Genomic DNA, 21,010 nt, shown 5'->3' on the forward strand with positions numbered 1-21,010 from the left:
CATCAAGATTTCATTAATCGGAATAGGAATGTCGATTTCAAGATCGATATTCCGGTTAAGGCAGCAGATTGTAGTTTTATGGTCATCGTCTTTGGAGTTATACATGATTGCTCCTTATTATTCCTTTGTAACGACTGTCGGCATTGATTTTGCAGACAACTTGTTTTCTTTATTTTAAATTACAGCTATAATATACCCTGTTTTAGAGAACATTAAACATTGGGGCAAAGTTTTTCGAGAAATAAAATAATAAGCCCGAATATATTGTAAAGGAGACAAAAATGAGCAAAAGAATAATGCTGGATAAAGATACCTTCCTGTTTACGTCAGAAAGTGTGTCCGAAGGACATCCTGATAAAATGGCAGACCAGATTAGCGATGCAATATTGGATGCGCATCTCAAGGAAGACCCGGATTCGCGTGTAGCCTGCGAGACAATGGTTAAAACAGGTTTGGTTATCGTATCAGGAGAGATTACATCCAAAGCCACTGTGAATTATGAAGCAATCGCCAGGGATGTAGTTAAACAAATCGGCTACGCTCATACTGATGACGGTTTTGATTATGAAACTTGCGGAGTGATAACAGCTATAGGCAAACAATCCCAGGATATTTCTCAGGGTGTTACCGAAGGTGTGGGTTTATTTAAAGAACAGGGCGCAGGAGACCAGGGGATAATGTTCGGTTACGCTACCAACGAGAATAAAGAATATATGCCATTACCGATAATGCTGGCTCATCAGTTGCTGGAAAAGCTGACAGAACTCAGAAAAAGCGGAGCGTTGCCATATGTTAAGCCGGATAGTAAATCACAGGTAACTGTGGCTTACAAGAACAACAAACCGGAATATATTTATTCTATAGTTATTTCTACCCAGCATAGTGAGGACGTTGAACATAAAACTATTCGTAAAGACATGATCGAAAAGGTTATCAAAGAAGTAATCCCCGCTAATCTGCTGAATAAACTGGAAGATGACAGGGTTTATATTAATCCTACGGGACGTTTCGTTGTAGGCGGCCCTATGGGAGACTGCGGCCTGACCGGCAGAAAAATTATTGTGGACAGTTACGGTGGCATGAGCCGTCATGGCGGCGGTGCTTTTAGCGGCAAAGACCCATCCAAGGTAGACCGTTCTGCAGCGTATGCAGCCAGATATATCGCTAAGAATATTGTGGCAGCTGGACTTGCGGACAGATGTGAAGTACAACTGGCTTACGCTATCGGTGTAGCAGAGCCGATTTCTATTTTTCTGGAAACTTTCGGAACAGAGAAAGTGGATAAGGAAAAAATTGTTGATATAATTTATAAATATTTTCCTATTAAACCAAAAGATATAATCGACAGCCTGAAACTCAAGCAACCAATTTACCAAAAGACAGCATCATATGGCCATTTTGGTAGGGATATCTTCCCTTGGGAACAACTGGACAAAGTTGATATTCTCAAAAAAGAGGCATTAAAATAAATATCGGATTTATTAGTCTGGGTTGTCCTAAAAACCTGGTAGATACCGAAACAATGATGGGGCAAGTCGCTAAGCAGCACAAGCTGGTCACAGATATGGACAAAGCGGATGTGATGGTGCTGAACTCCTGCTGTTTTATACAGGATGCGGAACAGGAAACCATCGATACCCTATTGGAACTTAAACAGTGGAAGAAAACTTCTAAACGCAAGATTATCCTGGCCGGATGTTATGTAGAAATCCAGAAGGACAAGTTGCTCAAGCAATATCCTTTTATTGATGGGATTATTAATACGGGCGCAGTATCGCGGATAAATGAAGTTTTAGAACAGATTTCCAAATTTGACGGAGCTATAACGATTTACGCCAATCATATTCATAATTTTTTAGGAGAAGAGCAAAGAATACTCTCCACACCTCCTCATTACGCTTATTTAAAAATAGGTGAAGGCTGCAATAACAGCTGCGCTTATTGCCGCATTCCTTCTATCAGAGGTTCGGCTTTGTTCAGACCGATAAAACAGATAATCGAAGAGGCAGAGAAGCTGGCTGATAGCGGTGTGAAAGAAATTATTGTTGTAAGCCAGGACAGCACCATGTACAACTATGACGGATACAGTTTCAGCGGTCTTTTACGAGCACTGGACAGAATAGATAAACTTGCCTGGATTAGGATTATGTACTGTTATCCTGATAAAATATCCGATGATCTAATTCGTACCATAAAAGCATCGAAAAAAATTGTTAGATATATTGACATGCCAATTCAACATATAAATGATAAAATATTAAATAAAATGAATAGAATGAGTCAAAGGAAGAGTATTACGAACAGAATCGATACATTGCGTGAAGAAATAACTGACATTAAACTGCGTTCCACAGTAATGGTCGGTTACCCCGGAGAAGATGATAATGATTTCGGGGAACTATATGACTATATCGAAGAGACTCAGTTCGATCATTTGGGTGTTTTTGCTTATTCTCAGGAACCGGGTACATTTTCATTTAACATGAGGGGACAAGTTGATGAACATGTCAAACAAAAAAGGCTTGATGCCATTATGAACCTGCAAAAAGGGATAAGTAAAAAACTGAATAAAAAATACATAGGGCAGGAAATGGATGTGCTAATCGATAATAGTGAAGGTGGACGAAGATATTTTGACGCACCGGAAATAGACGGGTTTGTCTATGTGGCAAATCTTAAGAAACAAGATATCGGCCAGCTAAAAAAAGTCAAAATAAAAAAAGCCCTAGAGTATGATTTGATCGGCAGGACCACTTGAATTTAGCCAATGGGCTGACGCTTTTAAGAATCTGTGCGATCCCCCTCCTTCTAGTCCTGTTGTCTGTTCCGCATGTTTCCGATACTCAGAAAATAATCGATTTATTGGTTTTTCTGGCGATTACTTTTACAGACTATCTGGATGGATTTCTGGCCAGAAAGCTTAAGCAGGAAACTAATATGGGGCAACTTTTAGACCCGCTCGCGGATAAAATGTTGGTATTTTCTTTATTGCTCTGGTTTATAGCCGCGCAAAAAATTGCCTATTACTGGGTAGCAATCCTGCTCTTCAGGGAAATGGCTGTGCTGGGCTTAAGGTCTATTGCAGCTTTGCAAAAAGTTGTGATTAAAGCGGACCGACTGGGGAAAATAAAAACAGTCTGGCAATACGTAACATTAGCCTGGTTGATACTGGAGCTACCTTTCGTTGATCTTTGGGTTATCGGTATGGTTATTATTACACTGATATCGGGATTTAATTATTTTTATGAGAACCGAGAGGTTTTAAAAAGTGGCTGATTTTAAGGATATTCTTATGCAGAAGGAAGTAAAAAATCTGGATGCAATTCCCTTTAAGGTCGCTGACCTGATAAAAGAAAAAAAATATCAGCTGGTTATTGCCGAATCTATTACGGGTGGGGATTTAAGTGCTAATATAGTTAGAGTGCCGGGTGCTTCTGATTTTTTTGTCGGAGGCATTGTGGCTTACAGCAATTTGATAAAAGTGCGTGAATGTTTGGTAAATCCCCAGACAATCCAGCGTTATGGGGCTGTAAGTGCGCAGGTTACCATGGAAATGGCCAAAGGAGTGCAGCATAAATATCAAACGCAGATTGCGTTGGCCACTACCGGATTTGCCGGACCCAAACGGGAAATGGAAAAAGTGGGTTTGGTTTACATAACGTTGCTTATTGAGCAACAGGAATATAGCAAGAATTTTATATTTAGCGGAGAAAGAACAGATATTATTAAACAAACATCTTTTGCTGCCCTGGAGTTACTAAGATATTATCTGGAAAATTTTAAATAAGGAGGTTTTTTTATGGCTGAGAATGATTTAAGTAAAGCAGTGGATATAGCAATGCATCAGATTGAAAAAAATTTTGGCAAGGGTGCGATAATGAAGCTGGGTGATGTGAAAAAACTGGCAATGGATTATATTCCTACCGGTTCTCTCAGGCTGGACGCGGCTTTGGGTGTTGGAGGACTGCCTAAAGGTCGTGTGGTAGAAGTTTTTGGGCCGGAAAGTTCAGGTAAAACCACAGTTTCCTTGCACATAATTGCAGAAGCTCAAAAGCGCGGAGGTATTTGTGCTTTTATTGACGCGGAACATGCGCTGGATCCCACATACGCAAAAAATATCGGAGTAAATACCAAGGAACTTCTAATTTCCCAACCGGACTATGGTGAACAGGCTTTGGAAATCGCTGAAACACTGGTGAAGAGCGGGGCTGTGGAAGTAATTGTTGTAGATTCCGTAGCAGCGCTGGTACCCAAGGCGGAACTGGATGGAGAAATGGGGGATTCCCATATAGGACTACAAGCCAGGTTGATGTCGCAGGCGTTGCGCAAACTGACCGCGTCAGTTAGCAAATCATCAACTATTGTTATATTTGTTAATCAGTTACGTGAAAAAGTCGGTATTATGTTCGGTAATCCGGAAGTTACACCCGGCGGCAAGGCTTTGAAATTTTATTCATCGATAAGGCTGGATGTAAGAAAAAGAGACAGTATTAAAAAGGGTGAGGATGTTATCGGAACACTCACAAAAATAAAAGTTGTAAAAAATAAAGTAGCCATTCCTTTCAAAGAAGCTACGGTAGAAATTATTTACGGGAAAGGAATTTCTAAAACAGCAGAAATACTGGATATAGCTGTTGAAAATAATCTCATAGAAAAGTATGGGTCCTGGTATAGTTACAATAATGAAAAAATAGGGCAGGGCAAGGATAACGCTCAACTATACCTCGAAAATAATCCCGAGATTATGGCAACTCTGGAAAAAAAGATTAGGGAGATTTTAGGTATACCAGTTAAGTAATGTAAATTTAATTTAAAGGAGGTTCAAGATGATGATAATTACCATCGTAGTATTTGTAGTATTATTCGCAGGATTAAGTTATTGGTTATTTGTTCAGAATAATATCATTCAGAAAAAAGAAAAAGAAGTGGAAGCCAGGACCGCTAAACTGGTAAAGGAAGCAGAAAGAGCTGCAGAGGATATAAGGCGCGAAGCATTAATTCAGTCCAAAGAAGAAATGCTCAAAATCAGAAATGAAGCCGAGAATGAGTTAAAGGAAAGAAGAGAAAAACAGTTGCTTCAGGAAAACCGTCTTATTCAGAAAGAAGAACATCTGGATGTACGCGAGGCCCATCTGGAAACCAAAGAAGGTGAATTGCAGAAAAAGACCGCTTCCGTAGAAAAACAGCAACAGGATATTGAGGTTGTTTATCAGAAGCAGATTGAAATACTGGAGAAGGTTGCTCAGCTTGGCCGTGAAGACGCAAAAAAGATGCTGCTGGAACATCTGGACAGAGAAGTGAAATTTGAAGCTGCCAAGATTATTAAGGAAACAGAGGAACTGGCGCAAAAAACTTCGGTAAGAAAAGCCAGAGAAATTATAGCTACTGCCATCCAACGTTGTGCTGTAGACAATGTTGTGGAAATCACAACTTCCGTTGTGGCATTACCGAACGATGAAATGAAGGGCCGCTTGATAGGTCGTGAAGGACGAAATATTCGTGCTTTTGAAACTTTAACAGGTATAGACCTGATTATTGATGATACTCCGGAAACTGTTGTGTTATCGGGTTTTGACCCCATACGCAGGGAGATCGCCAAATTAACTCTGGAGAAATTGATACAGGATGGCAGGATCCACCCGACAAGAATTGAAGATATCTATAATCAGGCCAAGAAGGATCTGGAAGCCATTATCATGGACATTGGAGAAAGATCCGCCCTGGAAGCAGATGTACAGAACCTGTCACAAAATATTATTTATTTGCTGGGCAGGTTGCATTACCGCACTAGTTACGGTCAGAATGTTTTACAGCACAGTATAGAAGTTGCGCATATAGCTTCACTTATGGCTCAGGAACTGAATGTAAACGTTAGGCTGGCCAGAAGAGCCGGTTTACTGCATGACATCGGCAAGGCGATAGACTTCGAACGTGAAGGTACCCATGCTCAGTTGGGAGCAGACTTCGCTGTGAAAAATGGAGAAAACGAAGAAGTAATTCACGCCATTCTGGCCCACCACGAAGAAACAAAACCGCAGACTATTGAAGCAATCCTGGTCGCGGCTGCTGATGCCATATCTGCTTCCAGACCGGGTGCCAGAAGAGAGTCTATAGAAGCTTATATTAAGCGTCTGGAAACTTTGGAAAACCTGGCAATTTCCTTCTCCGGCGTAGAAAAAGCTTTTGCTATTCAATCAGGCAGAGAAATCAGGGTCATGGTAAAACCGGATATTATTAACGACAAGCTGGCTTCCAAGCTGGCCCGTGATATTGTTAAAAAGATTGAAAGTGAACTGGAATATCCAGGGACAATAAAAGTTACGGTAATCAGAGAAACCAGGGTACAGGAAGTCGCTAAATAAATGATTAAGGTTCTGTTTTTTGGCGATATTGTAGGCAAAATAGGGCGGGATATGTTTTTCGCCCAATTGCCGGAATTGAAAAAAAAGTTTAAACCTGACCTGGTTATCATTAATGGAGAAAACTCAGCTAACGGCAAGGGCATTACCTCCAAGATTTATCATAGTTATTTACAGGCCGGAGTTGATTGTGTAACTTCCGGTAATCATATATTTGATAATAAGGAGATATTGCCTCTGATTGATGAGTATGAAGCACTTATCCGTCCGGCAAATTATCCGGTAAGCGTTCCTGGGAACGTGGTTTATAAAAAAGTAATAAAAGGTACAAAGATTGCTGTTGTAAATTTTTTGGGCCAGGTTTTTATGCCTCCGGTTGATAATCCTTTCCATGTTTTTGAGTCCATGCTAAATACTGTCTTAAAAGACAGTTCGTTAATTATCGCCGATATACATGCTGAAGCTACTTCTGAAAAAATGGCCTTTGCTTACAATTATACCGGGAAATTATCGGCAGTTTGCGGAACACACACACATATCCAGACCTCTGACGCGCAAATACTGGGTGAACATACGGCGTATATAACAGACCTGGGGATGATAGGCGCTAAACACTCAATCCTGGGTATGGCTCCGGAATCCATAATTAACCGTTTTATTACTTATATGCCGGAGAGGATTGCTCCACCAGAAACTGATGAAGAAGTTGTTATGGATTATGTGTTTATGGAGTTCGACACTTCAGGCAAGGCCTGCAATATAGAATCATTTCATAATATACTGGAAGTGGAATAAATTATACTCTTAGCAAAATGGTTTTCGGCATTGTTGCCTGCGTCGTTCGCAGCTCAATGTACCATTAAGTACACCTCCGCTGCTCGCTTCTTGGCGCCTCGTCGAAATTCCATTTTGCGTCGAGTATGATTTCAAAAATATTAATAGATTTGGGTTTAGTTATAGATTTTATTAATTTCAACCTGATATTGTGCCTGTAAATTTTCCAGTTGATTTTTGAAGTTACTCTGGATGTCTCCCAGTTTGTTCTCGAAAAGGTTTTGCTTGTTTTCAAAGACTTGTTGTTTTCTGGCCAGAAGCACTTTATATTCCTTATCTTTGTTTTGCAAATGAGAATCAAAAGATTTTTTTATGGTAGCCAGTTGTTGAACATAAGTTTCCTTGATTTGATCTTTATCAGGCTCAAATACGACCTTTAATTTTTCAACATCTTTTTGACTTTGTTCTTTCATCGTTTGCAGATTTTTTTCATAGTCATTCTGAATAGCCAAATATTGTTCACGGAGTTCGAAAATTTGTCCTTCAAAGTGTTTTTTCACCTGTTCCATTTTTTGAGTGTAAATGATTTTTTGCTTACTTAAGGAAATCAGCAATTTTCTTACAGTATTATTATAATCATTCATAACAGCTTCTTTTTGAGTATTTAGCTGTACTATCTCTTGTTGGGTTTTATTCTTTATTATTTCAACATCAGCTAAGGACATTTCTTTTAATTGGGCGATTTTCTCCAAATTTTCCATTTCTATTTTTTTTGCTTTCTCTTCAGCTTTTTCGATAATTTTTTTACTGTCAAATTCATTTTTTTCTTGAAGCTGAGCGATCTCTTCAAGCTTTTTTACACTTTTTGTTTCTATTTCTTTGGCTTTTTCTTCTGCTTTTTCTTCTAATTTTTGTTTCTTTTGCAGGGCTTCCTGTAGAATTTTGTCAGCCTCGAAGCGGGCTTTATTTTCTATGTTATTTTTTATAGCCGTAGAAGCTTCCTGAATTTTTTCAGCTTTGTTCTGAGCTTCCTCGATGAGAGCAAAAGCCTTTACATTGGATTTCTCCAGGATATTCTTTGCTTCAATCTCTGCTTTTGTAATTATTTCCGATGCTTCCTTTTCCATCTTAGACTTTTCCAGTTCATTTTCTTTCTCAGCATCTTTTATCATTTGTTTAGCCTGCTGCTTTGCCTGAGAAACCATACCGGTTGCATTGTCTTTAGCCTGATTAATAATTTGCTCCGATTGTTCGATGGCCATTTTTTTAAGCTGTTCAATTTCAGTTAAAGCTGATTGCTTTTGCTGGCGCAGGACTTCTTCTATTTCTTGTTTATGTTTTTTAGAATTTTTAATGATTGATTCAGCGTCTTTTTCAGCTTCTTTCAGATAATCCCTGGCAATATCTTTGGCATCCGAGGAAATTTTATCGGCTTCTACCCGGGTTTCATTTAAAATATTATTTGATTCCAGTTCAGCTTCATGAATTAGTGTTTGGGCTTTTGCTTTTATATGGTCAGCTTCCAGCCGTGCCGCGACAATCAGCTGGTCTGCAGTATTTGTAGAGATTTCTCTGATTTCTTCTATGTCTTTAAGTATAGATTCCTTAAGTTGCAGCAGTTCTTTTTCACCGTTTTTTCTATTAATTTCTGCGTTATCTATTATTTCATCAGCCTGTTTCTGTGCGTTTATTAAAATAACTTTTGACGTCCCGGCTGCTTCCAGCTTAATACGTTCAGCTTCACTGTTAGCAAAATCTATTGTTTGCTCGCATTCAGCCTGCATCTGCTGTACGTCTTTTCCCATCTCCATTTTCTTTTGTGTCGCTTCATTTATGATTTTATCTGCCTTGCGCTGGGATTCAGCTATATTTTTTTGAGTTTGTAATTCCGCTGATTTTTTTGTTTTTTCGGCAATAGAAATTATCAGGCTTGCCTTTTGATGGGCATTAACCAGAAGCTGTTCAGCCTGGTCTTGAGCATTTTCCAGCAATTCTTTGGCTTTAATTTCAGCTTCCCGCATTTTTTGATCAGTTTCTATCCGGAACTGCTCAGCTTGTTCAACGGTAATTTCAGCTTCTTTCTCATATTCTTTAACCGCGATTCTTGCTTTTTCCATTATGCGCTCAGCTTCCAGTTGAGCTTCATAAATTAATGCCGAAGAATTTTTGGTTGCGTCCGCCAGCATTCTTTCGGCATCGAGTGTTGCCTGTTTATTAATTTGTTCGGCATCATTTTTTAAGAACTGGGCATCGGATTCTGCTCCGGCTTTGAGTTGAATTGCGCTATTGTGTATATACTCTGCTTTTTTCTGAGCCAGTTCTACCAGTTCATTAGCCTGAATACCGGCGTTTTTCAGGATCCGGTCAGCTTCAAGGTTTGCTTCTGCGCTAACCTGTCTGGCGTCATCTTTCCATTTTTGTACTTCCTGTTTATAATCTTCTTTCTGCTTCAAAGTTCTGTTTATAATGGCTTCAGCTTCATTCTGGGCATTGCTGATTATCACTGCGGATTTACCTTGGGCCACAGCCAAAATACTATCCGCTTCCGCTTTGGCACTATTAATAATTTGCTGGAACTCTTTTTGAAAATGTCTTTTGTTGGCTTCTGTCTGTTGCTTGACCTTATTGGCATCTTCAAGAACAGACTTTGCGTCCTGTTTGGCTTTTGTCAGGATATTGTCGGCTTCCAGCAGTTTTTTGCTTACAACTTTTTCAACATCAAGTCGTGCTTGTTCGGCCTTCATGCTGATTAGCTGTACGTCTTTTTGCGCAGCCTGAATAATCTGATCTGCCTTGGCACAGGCATCGTCTACCATTTTGCCGGAACTCATATTGGCCTGTGCGCTGATTTGCATTGCTTCATCCTTCAGAAGCTGGGCGCTTCCCTCAGCTTCGGCCTTAACAAGATTGGCATTATCAATTATGAAGTCAGCTTTTTTCGTGGCAGTTTCCAGAATTTCCTTAGCTTTGTCCTCAGCTTCTTTTTGAGCGGTTTTAATAATATTTTTCGATTCTTGTTTTAATTCCTGAAGTTCTGCCTTTAACTGGTTTTTTTGCAGTTCGGCTTTATCAATAATATTCTGTGCGTCAGTTTTAGCTGATCCCAGAATGTTTTCAGCCTGAGTTTTGGCTTCAATGATTATTTCATCAGCTTCTTTTTTGGCTGATACTGTTTGCGTCTGGTTTTCCTGCTGGACCTTGGTTAACAATTCATCCACTTTACTATAAGCATTGGTAATAAGTTCATCGGCTTCTGCTCTGGCAGCAGAGAGGATTTCCTTTTCTTTATCAGTAGCCCGGGCAAGAATACTGTCATATTCTTTTTGAGCGTCGCGGTTCAGGGCTTTTGTTTCATTTTTCATGGCTTGCAGCTCTGTTTTTAATAATTCTTTTTGTTCCAGAACCTTGTCAAGAATACTTTGAGCTTCATTCTGAGCAGTCTGAACAATTTTCTCGGCTTCCTGCTTGGCCATTGCTGCTTGTGTTTGATTGTCCTGCTGGACTTTGTTCATCAATTCAGTTGTTTTATTGTAGGTTTCGGAAATTAATTCATCAGCTTTGACTCTAGCCGCAGAGAGTATACCTTTTTCTTTGTTAGCAGCCTGGGCGAGAAGATTGTCCTGCTTTTCCTTTTGTTCCTGTGCCTTAGCCAGAATACTCTGAGCTTCATTCTGGGCAGCCTGAACAATTTTTCCAGCCTCCTCTTTGGCCAAAGCGGCTTGAACCTGAGTATCCTGCTGAACTTTGCTGAGCAGTTCGTCGACTTTGCAATAAGCACTGGTAATGAGTTCGTCGGCCTCAGCCCTGGCAGAGGAAAGCATTACTTTTTCTTTCTCGGCAACCTGAGCAAGAAGATTGTCATATTCCTTTTGAGCGTCACGGTTCAATGCTTTTGTCTCATTTTTCATAGCTTGCAGTTCTGTTTTCAACAATTCTTTTTGTTCATTAGCCTTAGTCAGTATGCTTTGGGCTTCATCATGGGCAATTTGGATAATTTTATTGGCTTCCTGTTTAGCTAATGCCTCTTGAGCTTTATTGTCCTGCTGGGCTTTGTTTGTCAATTCTTCTGCTTTATGAAGAGCATTAGTGATTAGTCCATCGGCTTCAACCCTGGCCGAAGAAAGGATTTCTTTTTCTTTAACTACAACATCTTGCATCCGAAGATCAAATTCTTTCTGCGCCTGCTTGTGAAAATCCCTGGCTTCGGAAATAATCACCATCGATTCATCCTTGGCTTTTTGTAACAAACTGTTGGCAGCATCTTGAGCTGTGCCGGTTATTTCACCTGATTTTATTTTTTGTTCCTGGAAATAATTAGTCGCATTAGCCTTTATTTGTTTTGCCTCATTAATAATACTGTCAGCATTTTTTCTTGCCTCAGCAAGAATTTGTTCGGCTTCCTGATTGGCATTATTAATGATTTGCTGTGAAACTTTGTTGAACTGTTTTATGTCTGTCTGGTTTTCAGTCTTTATTTGTTCTGCCCTGGCCATAACTTGTTGTGCTTCATTCATAGCTTTAGCTAAAATATTCTTGGCGTTATCTTTGGCTTCGTTAGTAATCTGTTCCGCGTCGGCTTTAGCCTGCACCAGGATATCTTTATAATCATCCTGAATTTTGCTTAAATTATCTTTCAAGTTATCTTTATGTAATTTTTGAAGAACTGTGTCCGCCTGTTTCTGGGCTTCAAGAATTATATTTTTAGCTTTCTGATCTGCTTCGGATATGGTTTTTTCAGATTGTTGCCGGGCTAATTTTTTAATTTCTTCGATATCGCTTAAGGCAAATTCTTTGATTTTTTGGACTTCCATATTCGCTTCATCTTTTAATTTTGAGGCTATTTCCAGTACTTCATCCGCCTTAAGCTGTGCTTGCTGGGAAATGACTCTTGCCTGTTCCGAAGCCCTGGTCAATATTTCTTCCGCAGTAGCCCTGGCCTTGCTTGTGATTTCCATGGAACTTTGTTTTAATTCCTGCACATTTTGTTCGGTTAGCTGTTTGGAAGAAACAGCATTACTGACTATTGATTCGGCTTTTTCATGAGCGTCTTTAATAATTTTTTCTGCTTCTTCTCTGGCTTTATTGATTATTTCATTTGTGTTTTGTTTAACCTGATCTATGTTTTTATTAGCGTTATCTTTGGTCTCTACAACATGGGCCAGAATAATGCCGGCTTCTTTTTCGGCTTGTTCTGTAATGAGCCGGGCTTTTTCATTAGCTTCAATAATAATTCGTTCGGATTCTTCTCTGGCCTTGCTTATTATTTCATTAGTGTTTTGCATAAGCTGGTCCATGTTTTTGTTAGCATTATCCTTGGCTTCCACAACATGGGATAAAATAGTATCGGCTTCTTTTTCAGCCTGTTCTGTAATAAGCCGGGCTTTTTCATTGGCTTCGGCAACGATCTCATTGGCTTCTTTTAAAACGAGATCTTTATATTGAGTGGCTTCCTCTATTTTTTTTGTTTTTAAATGTTCCAGTTCTTCATATGCTTTTTCAATAAATTTCAGAGTATAGGTTTGTGATTTATTTATAATATCATTTTGAACCAGAAGTACTTTGTCCGTTGCTGGCGATTCTTCCTGGCCATTAGCCGGAGAGCTTTGTTTAATGGTGTTTATCTTAAGGGATAGTTTTTCATTGCGTAATCTGGCAATATCATTCTGCAACTCTTTCTGCAAACGCAGATATTCACTTAAAATTCTCTCCTGTTGTTCTTGCTGAACTTTAAAGTCTTCTCGCTTTTTAAGTTCAAAATTTTTAACTTTTTCCCTGGAGCTGTCCAGGCTGTTTTTTATAGTTTCAAGCTCCATGGCCAGTTTATTTTTTTCTTCGCGGGCTTTACGTAAATCGTCATCAATGCGTATTTTTTCTTCCTGGGATTTAATAAGCATTTGTATGGTTTCGGACGTATTTATTTTGTCAGAACCAGTTGTTTCTTTGTGAATAATTTTTATATCCGGATTAGATATGGTTTTTTGCGTTTTTTTCTTCATAAAGAAAATCTATCCCCAACGTTTAATATTATATCTGGGTTAATGTTTATAGTCTATCAATTGATAGATTTTTTCTTCTTTTTTCAGTGGACAGAAAATGTATATTTTTTTACAGAAAAATTTCGGACATTCATTTTGTCTTTACATATTTTTGAACAGAGCGTCAATTTCGTCCTGGTTCATTTTCGCGTTGTCCACGCCGAATTCTTTTTGTTTGATACTGATGCGTCCCATTTTATTTAAGGCTTTTGCTGTTTTTATCAGGTAATCTTTGGCATTAGCCAGCTCAACTTCAGTAAAATTGTCTTTTCTTAAAGAAATTACTTCTTTGACCATGGCTTGAAGACCTGGAGCGAGCCCGCTGATCATGGTGTTGCGTTCATCTTCCGGAAATGATATCAGGCACATGGCCAGTAAGTTGGGATCAAGCTCCATAAATACCTTGGTTAAATCTTCTTTGTTAAGGGATAAAACATCCTCGAAAAGAACAATCATGTCACGGATTTCAGCCAGTACATCCGGATGTTTTTCGTGCAGGGCCATGGTCAGTTCTGTTTTCTTTTCCGTAGGGAATTTGTCCAGCAACGGTAATACAGCGTGTTTCCCTCCGATAAGACAGGCAACTTTTTCTTTGTAAGTTTTTTCCAGCTCTTCAATATCTTTGGCAGGATATTCAATTTCGTAAGTCAGAAAAGGAATAATGTCCGTTTGTTCTTCGGTATCGAACCTGGAAAAAATTACACTACCCAGATGGCTTGGCAGATAGGAGATTATTATAGCTACTTTTTGCCAGAATAAATCCTTATTAGGGTCATCAGCAGGAGGTTTGTCCCTTTCCAGCAAATAGGCAAGTTTGAGAATATTGCCTTCATTAACAAATTCAAAATAATCTCTGGTGCCGGCATCTTGTTTTATAGTGATTTCATCGTCAAAACCTTTGGTTGCAGCGTCAACGTTAATGCTGCTATTTGCTATTTGCGACGACATGCCACTCCCCCCGCCGCCGCCATAACCCCCACCACCACCACTGCTTGATTCTTTAGCGCTGCTTTCAGCTACGGTGGTAGCAATCCCGCTGGCGCTTTTTGCCAGCATAAACATAGCCAAGGCAACACCGGCAATTGTTAGGATTAGCAATATTCCCAAACCGATAAAAATGAGCTCTTTTAGTTCCAATTTATTTGCGGATGAACTTTTTTTATTAACCAGTGTACTGATAAATTCTTTAGAAGACTTGATTTCATTTTTAAAAAATTCTATGTTCTGATTATTTTCCACGGAACTTGCCTCAGCCTGTCGCATGCTGTTTTCTATAAGCAATTGAAATTTTTTGTCACTGTCATTCATTAAAACCGTATTCATGTCGGCATTATTTTTAAGAATTTCCTTGATACTATCCAGGAATTTGGCATCAGCCTTACTTGTATCATTTTTTTCAGGTTGGTAGAAATTTTCTTTATACAACTGAATTGTACTGTTCCGATACAAATCAAAGTCCAGCCAGCTTTTGATTTTTTTCAGGACCTCATCCTCATTTTTTATGGAAGAATTTAGCCAGACAGTAACTTCATAATGGCTAAAAATATAGACATTTTGAATATTGGACTTGGCAATTTGTTTAATTGGGACTCCAGGTAAAAATAATGTTTGGACACGCTGCGCGTTTTGGTTATTTACTTTCACCCGGACTTTAATAGCCACAATAACCTGATTTATTCCGAATATTTTATCCAGCAGATTTTGCAGGTCTTTTTCTTTGATCTGTTGATAGGAAAGAATTTCCGAACTGGAGTTAAATTCCATTTGTGTATTTTTTTCAGTATTCATAGATAAGATTTCTTCGGTATTTGTTTTTACAATATTGGACACGGGAAATTCTTTATTAAAATTTATGTCAGGATTTTCCTCACAAATGCTAACACTTGAAAATAGAAGTAAAAGAATAAGCATGACCCGGCGAGAAAATTTTGCTAACAAAGTTTTTTTACACATATTAATCTTCCAGGGTTTGCAGGAAGTAGATTATTTCCTGATTGTTGGGCTGATAATGTAAAACTCTTTTCCAATATTTTTTGGCCCGTTCATAATCCTGTAACATATAATAGATTGAGCCTTTAAGCGACAGTGCTCCGGTATGCGTTGGATCTTCTTTTAAAATAAGGTTACATTCTTCTATAGCCAACCAATACTGTGATTCATAAAAATATAACAGGGCTTTATTCAGACGTTTGGTGAGCAGGTCAAGTGATTCATTGGATAAATCTTCATAGAGTTGCTGATATTCGGTATCTTTTTTAGTGGCAACCTCCCAGAACATATCTATGAAAAAACGATTACGGTTATAATATGAACTTAGTTCAATTTTATCCAGCGACTTGGTGTTGCCCAACACAAAATCACTTACAGCCGATCCGACAATGTTTCTTTCTTTTTTCACCAGATTTTTTTCATAATTTTTTACTTCTTTTTCAATGTTGGGATTCTTTTTTAAAATCAGTATGAATTTTTCTCTGGTCAGCAGATCGTTATTCCCGTTGAAGCTGCTGAAATCTGTATCAGGGAAAAAGTTTTTTAATATTTTTATGGCAGCATTGATAGAAACCGGAGCTAACGGATCGGAAATTGTTCCATCAACAAATTTCTGTTCGATGGCGGTCTGCACGTAGGGAAAAGCACTCAGTTTACCGGTTATTGTAGATATATAGGGAATTTTGGCAGTAAAGTTGGGGGTCAGATTATTCATGACCATACCGATCAGCGCCACCTGGATTGCGTTTAAATGCGCGTTAAGCTGAAAAGTATTGTCTGTAAAAAGAGGCAAATAATTGTTGCCGGCAAAATATTGGATGTCATTATAATATGTGTTGTTTGCGCTGACATCTGCGACATCCAGAGAAAAAACAGGGCATGTTTGAAAAAAAAGGATAGCGGTACATACTATTGATATAATAATTCGTTTTTTAAAAATGTTTTATCCCCTATAATGTCGTCAAACATAAACATTCCGGGCTATCCGGCACGTGCTAAAAAATACCTGTTCCCTCTTAAGGACTTTAATTCTATTCTAATAAAAGATTGCTAGAAGTTCAACAAAAGCACGAAAAACCTAGGATGTTAACTTATTAACCAGAGTAATGAGCTTTTCTTCGTCAAAAGGTTTAACCAGAAAATTTTTAGCGCCATTTTGTAAGGCGTCCATGATAGTTTTTTGCTGGGACTCATTGGTGAGCATCACGACTTTTGCATTTCTATTTATTTTAATGATTTCTTTCAAAGCAGTTAATCCGTCCATTTCAGGCATGTTCACATCCATAAACACCATATCCGGGTTTTCACTTTGAAACATTTGAATACCGTTAGCCCCATTTACAGCTTCCAAAATGGTATGACCGATCGGCCCCAAAATATTTTTTATACGCATGCGAACAAAAGAAGCGTCATCAATAACAAGTACTTTGGCCATTTTTACATTATATCATATTAAAGCAGTTCATTAAGGCAGCTGATAATTTTTTCATCATCAAAAGGTTTGGCAATAAATTTTTTGGCTCCGCATTGAATGGCTTCCATAATTCTTTCTTGTTGAGCTTCATTGCTAAGCATTATTACTTTTGCAGATTTATCAAAATCGATTATTTCTTTTAAGGCTTCAATTCCATTCTTAACAGGCATGGTAATGTCCATAAAAACAATTTGTGGTGAATCTGATTTATATTTTTCTACTGCTATTTGACCGTTTTCAGCTTGAATAATTTCATGTCCGGATTTTTTTAACATATTTGCAATCTTAATTCGCATGAAGGAAGCATCATCAACGACAAGTATTTTAGCCATATAAATACTATGCTACAACAAAGCTTTCTGCCATACAAGGACAGAATGATATTAATATACCAGAAAAAAATAATGTTTCGGCGGAAAGCCGTCAGGGAATTTTGACTCATGTAACATATTGAAATAGAAACAATAGATTTTCGGAGGGGGACGATATGGAACTCAATATTATTTTAGCGCCTATAGTTATGGTATTTATTCTCTGGATAGGATTACCCGAGATTTTACATAAACCCATGGAATATTTGCATGCAGCGTCAATTATGATCGTTTTGGGTGGTTGTATGTTCGCCCTCATTCTGGGATCAAAATTTACAAATTTTAAATCATTCCTCAAGGCCCTGACTTTTATTGTGGTCCCGCCAAAACATACTGAGGCAGAGCATGCTATAAACACAATCGTGGAATTGGCTCGTGTAGGCAAAACCAAAGGTAAATCCGCTATCGTTAGTGAAATAGATAAAATTAAGGACCCATTTATGAAATATGGTGTCCAGTTGGTTGTAGATAAAACAGGGGAAAATTTTATCAGGTCCGCTCTCTATAATACCATTGAAGAAATGCAGGAGAGGCACAATATTATTATAACCTTATATAAAAACATGGCAGTTATAGCACCGGTTTGCGGTATGGTAGGTACTATAGTTGGTTTGATCCAGGTATTAAAAAACATGTCCGACCCTTCAACATTAGGGGCTTCAATGGCTTTGGGATTAATAGCCACTTTTTACGGAGGATTTTTTTCTGGGATGGTCTTCAGTCCCATCGCGCAAAAATTGAGAATATTAAGCGATGAAGAAGCACACTTAAAAAGAATGATGACCGAAGGTATTTTATTTATTGAAAGGGAAGAAATCCCTTTGAAAGTTGAGAAATATTTATATAGTTATCTCAGTTTTGCCAAATCTGATAAAAAAGGTAAAAAAGGCAAATAAGATGAGCTATAAGAAAAAAGTACATCAGGAGGAAGGCGAGAGTCCAATCGGATTTGTAATGTTCGGCGACCTTATGTCGCAGCTACTTTGTTTCTTTATTCTACTTTACGTCTTCGCAACAATAAGCGCCGCAAAATCCGGAGGAACAGACTATACGGATATGATCGCTCAAATGAGTCGAAATTTCAAACAAACAATGGAAAGAAAACCTATTACTATTCAGGAACCCAAAAAGGAAGAAAAATCCAAGCTGGTAGAGAAGGTTAGGCAGGTACTTATTGACCAGAAGCTGGAGCCATTTGTAGACTTGATTGTGGAGGATAAAAAAATCAGACTTATTTTTTCACAACCGGTTTTGTTTGATATAGCAGACGCCACTCTAAAGGCTGATTTCGCGAAAACATTGTCTCCGGTTGCCGATATAATAAAAGGAATATCCAATAATATAGTAGTTGAAGGTCATACAGACAATGTGCCTATTCATACTGAAAAGTATGATTCCAACTGGGTTCTTTCTTTTCATAGAGCATATAGCGTGGTAAATTATTTAACACAAACCAAAGGTATAGACCCGCAGCGTATTTCTGTAATGGGTTATGGTGAATACAGACCAAGATTTGCCAATGATACGCAGGCAAACAGGGATATGAACCGTCGTATCGAAGTAATAATTCTAACCGATGCAAATTTTGCCAATCCAACTCCTGCTTCTAAATAAAAAAATCGTCAGAATCGTTTAAATCCTTGCAATTTCCGGAGAAATGTTTAAAAACTATATAAATAGGGTATGGTGTATGTGGGGGATCAGAGTATTCGTATGCGAAAAATTATATATATATTATTAATTTGCTCTGTGGGCACATTTGCGATTGAGCATTATGGTTCCTTCGCGGAATGGAATGTGGGTGCGCGTTCTCTGGCGATGGGCCGGGCATATGTTGGACTGGCTGATGATGCATCTTCTTTATTTTGGAATCCTGCCGGAGTTATGCGACTTAAAAGCATGCAGGCCATGTTTCAGATGGTTATGCTCTATGAGCAATATAATATGATGTATGCAGGTTTTGCCCTTCCCGGCGCGGAATCCGCTCTCGGTGTGGAATTTTTAATGCTCGGCGGCTCGGGTATTGAAGGGCGGGACAAATATAATCAATTCACACAGATGGTCCAGGACAGCAAAATGGCAATAGGTTTAACTTATTCAAAAAGGGTTATGCAAAATGTGTTCATGGGCCTGAAGGGAAAATATTTTATGAGAACACTGGGCGCTGACGGAGACATGGCCATAGCCGGAGATATCTCACTTATGTATACTCTTACAGAACAATTGAGCCTGGGTTGGAGTTTAAACAATGTTGTCGGTATGGTAATGGGAGATACAAGCGACCAGTTGCTCAGTAATAGTATCGTAGGTTTGTCATATCGGGAAAAAGACCTGATATTTACCATAGATGCAAGGGACAATTTTAATGATTGGCACTTTGGAGCGGAATGGCTGCTGTTTAAAATGCTGGCCTTACGTTGCGGGGTAAATAATTACGAACTCAGTTTTGGTGGTGGTTTGAATGTTGGTATTTTGCAGTTTGATTTTGCTTATGTAATGAAGGAATTGGGTAGCAACATAGCATTTTCTACAAATCTCAGTTTTGGCGATAGTATGGATAATATGCAACAGAGTAAAATTGAGGCCTATATTGAAGAAGCCAAGGAACTTTTATTATATGATTATTTTTATTTAGCCAAGAAAAAGTTTGAAAACATCTTGCTACTTGACCCAAACAAACAAGAAGTCAGTGCAATTCTGGATCGTATTAATCTGGCTCTACCCCATATCGATTCCACTCTGGAAAAAGAATTGGCTTCATGGGACCGCTTTAAAGAAGGTAAGAAACTTTTTGACGCAAACAAGTATGAGGAAGCGCTAAGAAATTTTGAGGAAGTTCAGAAAATAAATTTTGGGAACAGATTTGTCATCTATTATATAGATGAATGCAAGCAAAAAATCGGCAAATAATTGATCTATCCCGAATTCTATATATAATCTAAAGTATAATCTTTTTAGAAAAAGAATAGGGGATTCTTTTGGCTCGTCCCGTTGGGAAGTTCTTTACAAAAATTACAGTTGTTTTTTTATTCCTTTTTACAGGTTTTATATTTTCATTAGACCCGCCCACTAATGGGTCTGTAACTATAAATAGCAACGATTTTTATGTAAATACAATTAATGTTAATTTAAGCTTATATGCTGTTGACGCTACTTCTATTAATATCAGCAATACGGATTTCGGAGCAGGTGTAACTGAGTCTTATGCAACAAACAAAAGTTGGAGCCTGGTGGAAGGAGACGGCCAGAAAACAGTTTACACGCAATTTATCAATGAATCGGGGAATATTAATGCCAGCGACACAATAACACTGGATACTACAGCACCAAATCCTGGGGTTTTAACAGTTCGCGATATGACCAATGGCAGTGGGCAGTTTACCAATGGGAGAATAGTTAGCGTAAACATCAGCGGAGAGAGTGACGGGCTATCCGGAATAGCCAAATACTATATAACTGAAAATAATAGTGCTCCGGGCCTGGATGATCCGGCCTGGCAGGACAAACCTGTTACTTATAATATTTTAAGTAATGAAGGCCCCGTAACCTTATATCTGTTTATTAAAGATAATGCAGCTAATATTAGTACACATGCATTTTATACAATTACCCTTGATTTAACAGTACCGGTGATTGATGCTTTTACTATTAAAGACAAAACAAGCGGTAATGAAAACTATACAAATGAGATTGTAATAAGTGTAGATGTTACAGAAGCGGGAGTAAGCGCAAGCTATGGCTACTATATAAGTGGAAACGCGAGTGCGCCGAATGGCGATAATAACGGGATATGGATAAACAAACCGGATACCTTCACACTAAGTAACGGCGATGCTGTAAAGACAGTCTACCTGTGGGTGAGAGACGAAGGCGGCAATACCGCCGGGACAAGCAGAACGATAACCTTGGATACGACAAGCCCGGATGTAACGAGTATAACGTTAACAGACCAGACCTACGCTAATACTAACTATAGCAACGCGGCATTAATCAATATCAACATAGCCG

The 21,010-nt window shown here is 38.5% G+C and carries 16 protein-coding genes; 11 read left to right on the forward strand and 5 right to left on the reverse strand.

Going from position 1 to position 21,010, the window contains the following annotated elements:
* Positions 1-281: 281 nt before the first annotated feature.
* The 7 genes from metK to PHV30_01735 are packed head-to-tail and all read left to right on the forward strand — an operon-like array spanning position 282 to position 7,154.
* Entirely contained in the window at positions 282-1,469 is a 1,188-nt protein-coding gene (gene metK / locus PHV30_01705) for a methionine adenosyltransferase (protein ID MDD5455728.1), read from the forward strand.
* A gap of 11 nt (positions 1,470-1,480) precedes the next feature.
* Positions 1,481-2,758, forward strand: a complete 1,278-nt coding sequence (gene rimO, locus PHV30_01710; GenBank protein ID MDD5455729.1) for a 30S ribosomal protein S12 methylthiotransferase RimO — start codon at positions 1,481-1,483, stop codon at positions 2,756-2,758.
* Positions 2,755-3,276 carry a CDP-diacylglycerol--glycerol-3-phosphate 3-phosphatidyltransferase gene (gene pgsA, locus PHV30_01715; GenBank protein MDD5455730.1) on the forward strand — a complete coding sequence of 174 codons (522 nt, stop codon included), beginning with the start codon at positions 2,755-2,757 and terminating at the stop codon, positions 3,274-3,276. Before rimO ends, pgsA begins: the two co-directional genes overlap by 4 nt.
* A 16-nt stretch (positions 3,277-3,292) precedes the next feature.
* Positions 3,293-3,787 (forward strand): CinA family protein, encoded by a 495-nt coding sequence (locus tag PHV30_01720; GenBank protein MDD5455731.1) that lies wholly within the window; start codon positions 3,293-3,295, stop codon positions 3,785-3,787.
* 12 nt (positions 3,788-3,799) lie between these two features.
* On the forward strand, positions 3,800-4,798 hold the full coding sequence (recA, locus tag PHV30_01725) for a recombinase RecA (GenBank protein MDD5455732.1): 999 nt from the start codon (positions 3,800-3,802) through the stop codon (positions 4,796-4,798).
* 28 nt (positions 4,799-4,826) lie between these two features.
* Complete coding sequence (rny, locus tag PHV30_01730; protein ID MDD5455733.1) at positions 4,827-6,362, forward strand: ribonuclease Y; 1,536 nt, start codon at positions 4,827-4,829, stop codon at positions 6,360-6,362.
* On the forward strand, positions 6,363-7,154 hold the full coding sequence (locus tag PHV30_01735; GenBank protein MDD5455734.1) for a TIGR00282 family metallophosphoesterase: 792 nt from the start codon (positions 6,363-6,365) through the stop codon (positions 7,152-7,154).
* Between the two features lie 155 nt (positions 7,155-7,309).
* On the opposite strand, the gene PHV30_01740 is transcribed toward PHV30_01735, so the two are convergent.
* The 5 genes from PHV30_01740 to PHV30_01760 all read right to left on the reverse strand — a co-directional run bounded on the left by PHV30_01740 (position 7,310) and on the right by PHV30_01760 (position 16,963).
* A complete protein-coding gene (locus tag PHV30_01740) occupies positions 7,310-13,129 on the reverse strand; it encodes a hypothetical protein (GenBank protein ID MDD5455735.1) in 5,820 nt (1,939 codons plus the stop codon).
* A 141-nt stretch (positions 13,130-13,270) separates the two neighbouring features.
* On the reverse strand, positions 13,271-15,121 hold the full coding sequence (locus PHV30_01745; protein MDD5455736.1) for a FliG C-terminal domain-containing protein: 1,851 nt from the start codon (positions 15,119-15,121) through the stop codon (positions 13,271-13,273).
* A gap of 1 nt (position 15,122) precedes the next feature.
* Positions 15,123-15,950: a tetratricopeptide repeat protein gene (locus PHV30_01750; GenBank protein MDD5455737.1), complete on the reverse strand. Its 828-nt coding sequence runs from the start codon at positions 15,948-15,950 to the stop codon at positions 15,123-15,125.
* A 285-nt stretch (positions 15,951-16,235) separates the two neighbouring features.
* Positions 16,236-16,592, reverse strand: coding sequence for a response regulator (locus PHV30_01755; protein MDD5455738.1), 357 nt, complete (start codon positions 16,590-16,592; stop codon positions 16,236-16,238).
* A gap of 17 nt (positions 16,593-16,609) precedes the next feature.
* Entirely contained in the window at positions 16,610-16,963 is a 354-nt protein-coding gene (locus PHV30_01760; GenBank protein ID MDD5455739.1) for a response regulator, read from the reverse strand.
* Between the two features lie 155 nt (positions 16,964-17,118).
* Between PHV30_01760 and PHV30_01765 the strand changes: the two genes are divergently transcribed.
* From PHV30_01765 to PHV30_01780, 4 genes are all read left to right on the forward strand, one after another.
* Positions 17,119-17,898, forward strand: coding sequence for a MotA/TolQ/ExbB proton channel family protein (locus tag PHV30_01765; protein MDD5455740.1), 780 nt, complete (start codon positions 17,119-17,121; stop codon positions 17,896-17,898).
* A 1-nt stretch (position 17,899) separates the two neighbouring features.
* The gene (locus PHV30_01770) at positions 17,900-18,616 is read left to right on the forward strand and encodes a flagellar motor protein MotB (protein MDD5455741.1); all 717 of its coding nucleotides are present in this window, start codon (positions 17,900-17,902) and stop codon (positions 18,614-18,616) included.
* A gap of 99 nt (positions 18,617-18,715) precedes the next feature.
* Positions 18,716-19,912, forward strand: coding sequence for a hypothetical protein (locus PHV30_01775; protein ID MDD5455742.1), 1,197 nt, complete (start codon positions 18,716-18,718; stop codon positions 19,910-19,912).
* Between the two features lie 68 nt (positions 19,913-19,980).
* Positions 19,981-21,010: hypothetical protein (locus PHV30_01780; protein ID MDD5455743.1), on the forward strand; the 1,030-nt coding region annotated here is incomplete at its 3' end.

This window comes from Candidatus Margulisiibacteriota bacterium (assembly GCA_028715625.1).
Lineage (GTDB): Bacteria > Margulisbacteria > Riflemargulisbacteria > GWF2-35-9 > GWF2-35-9 > JAQURL01.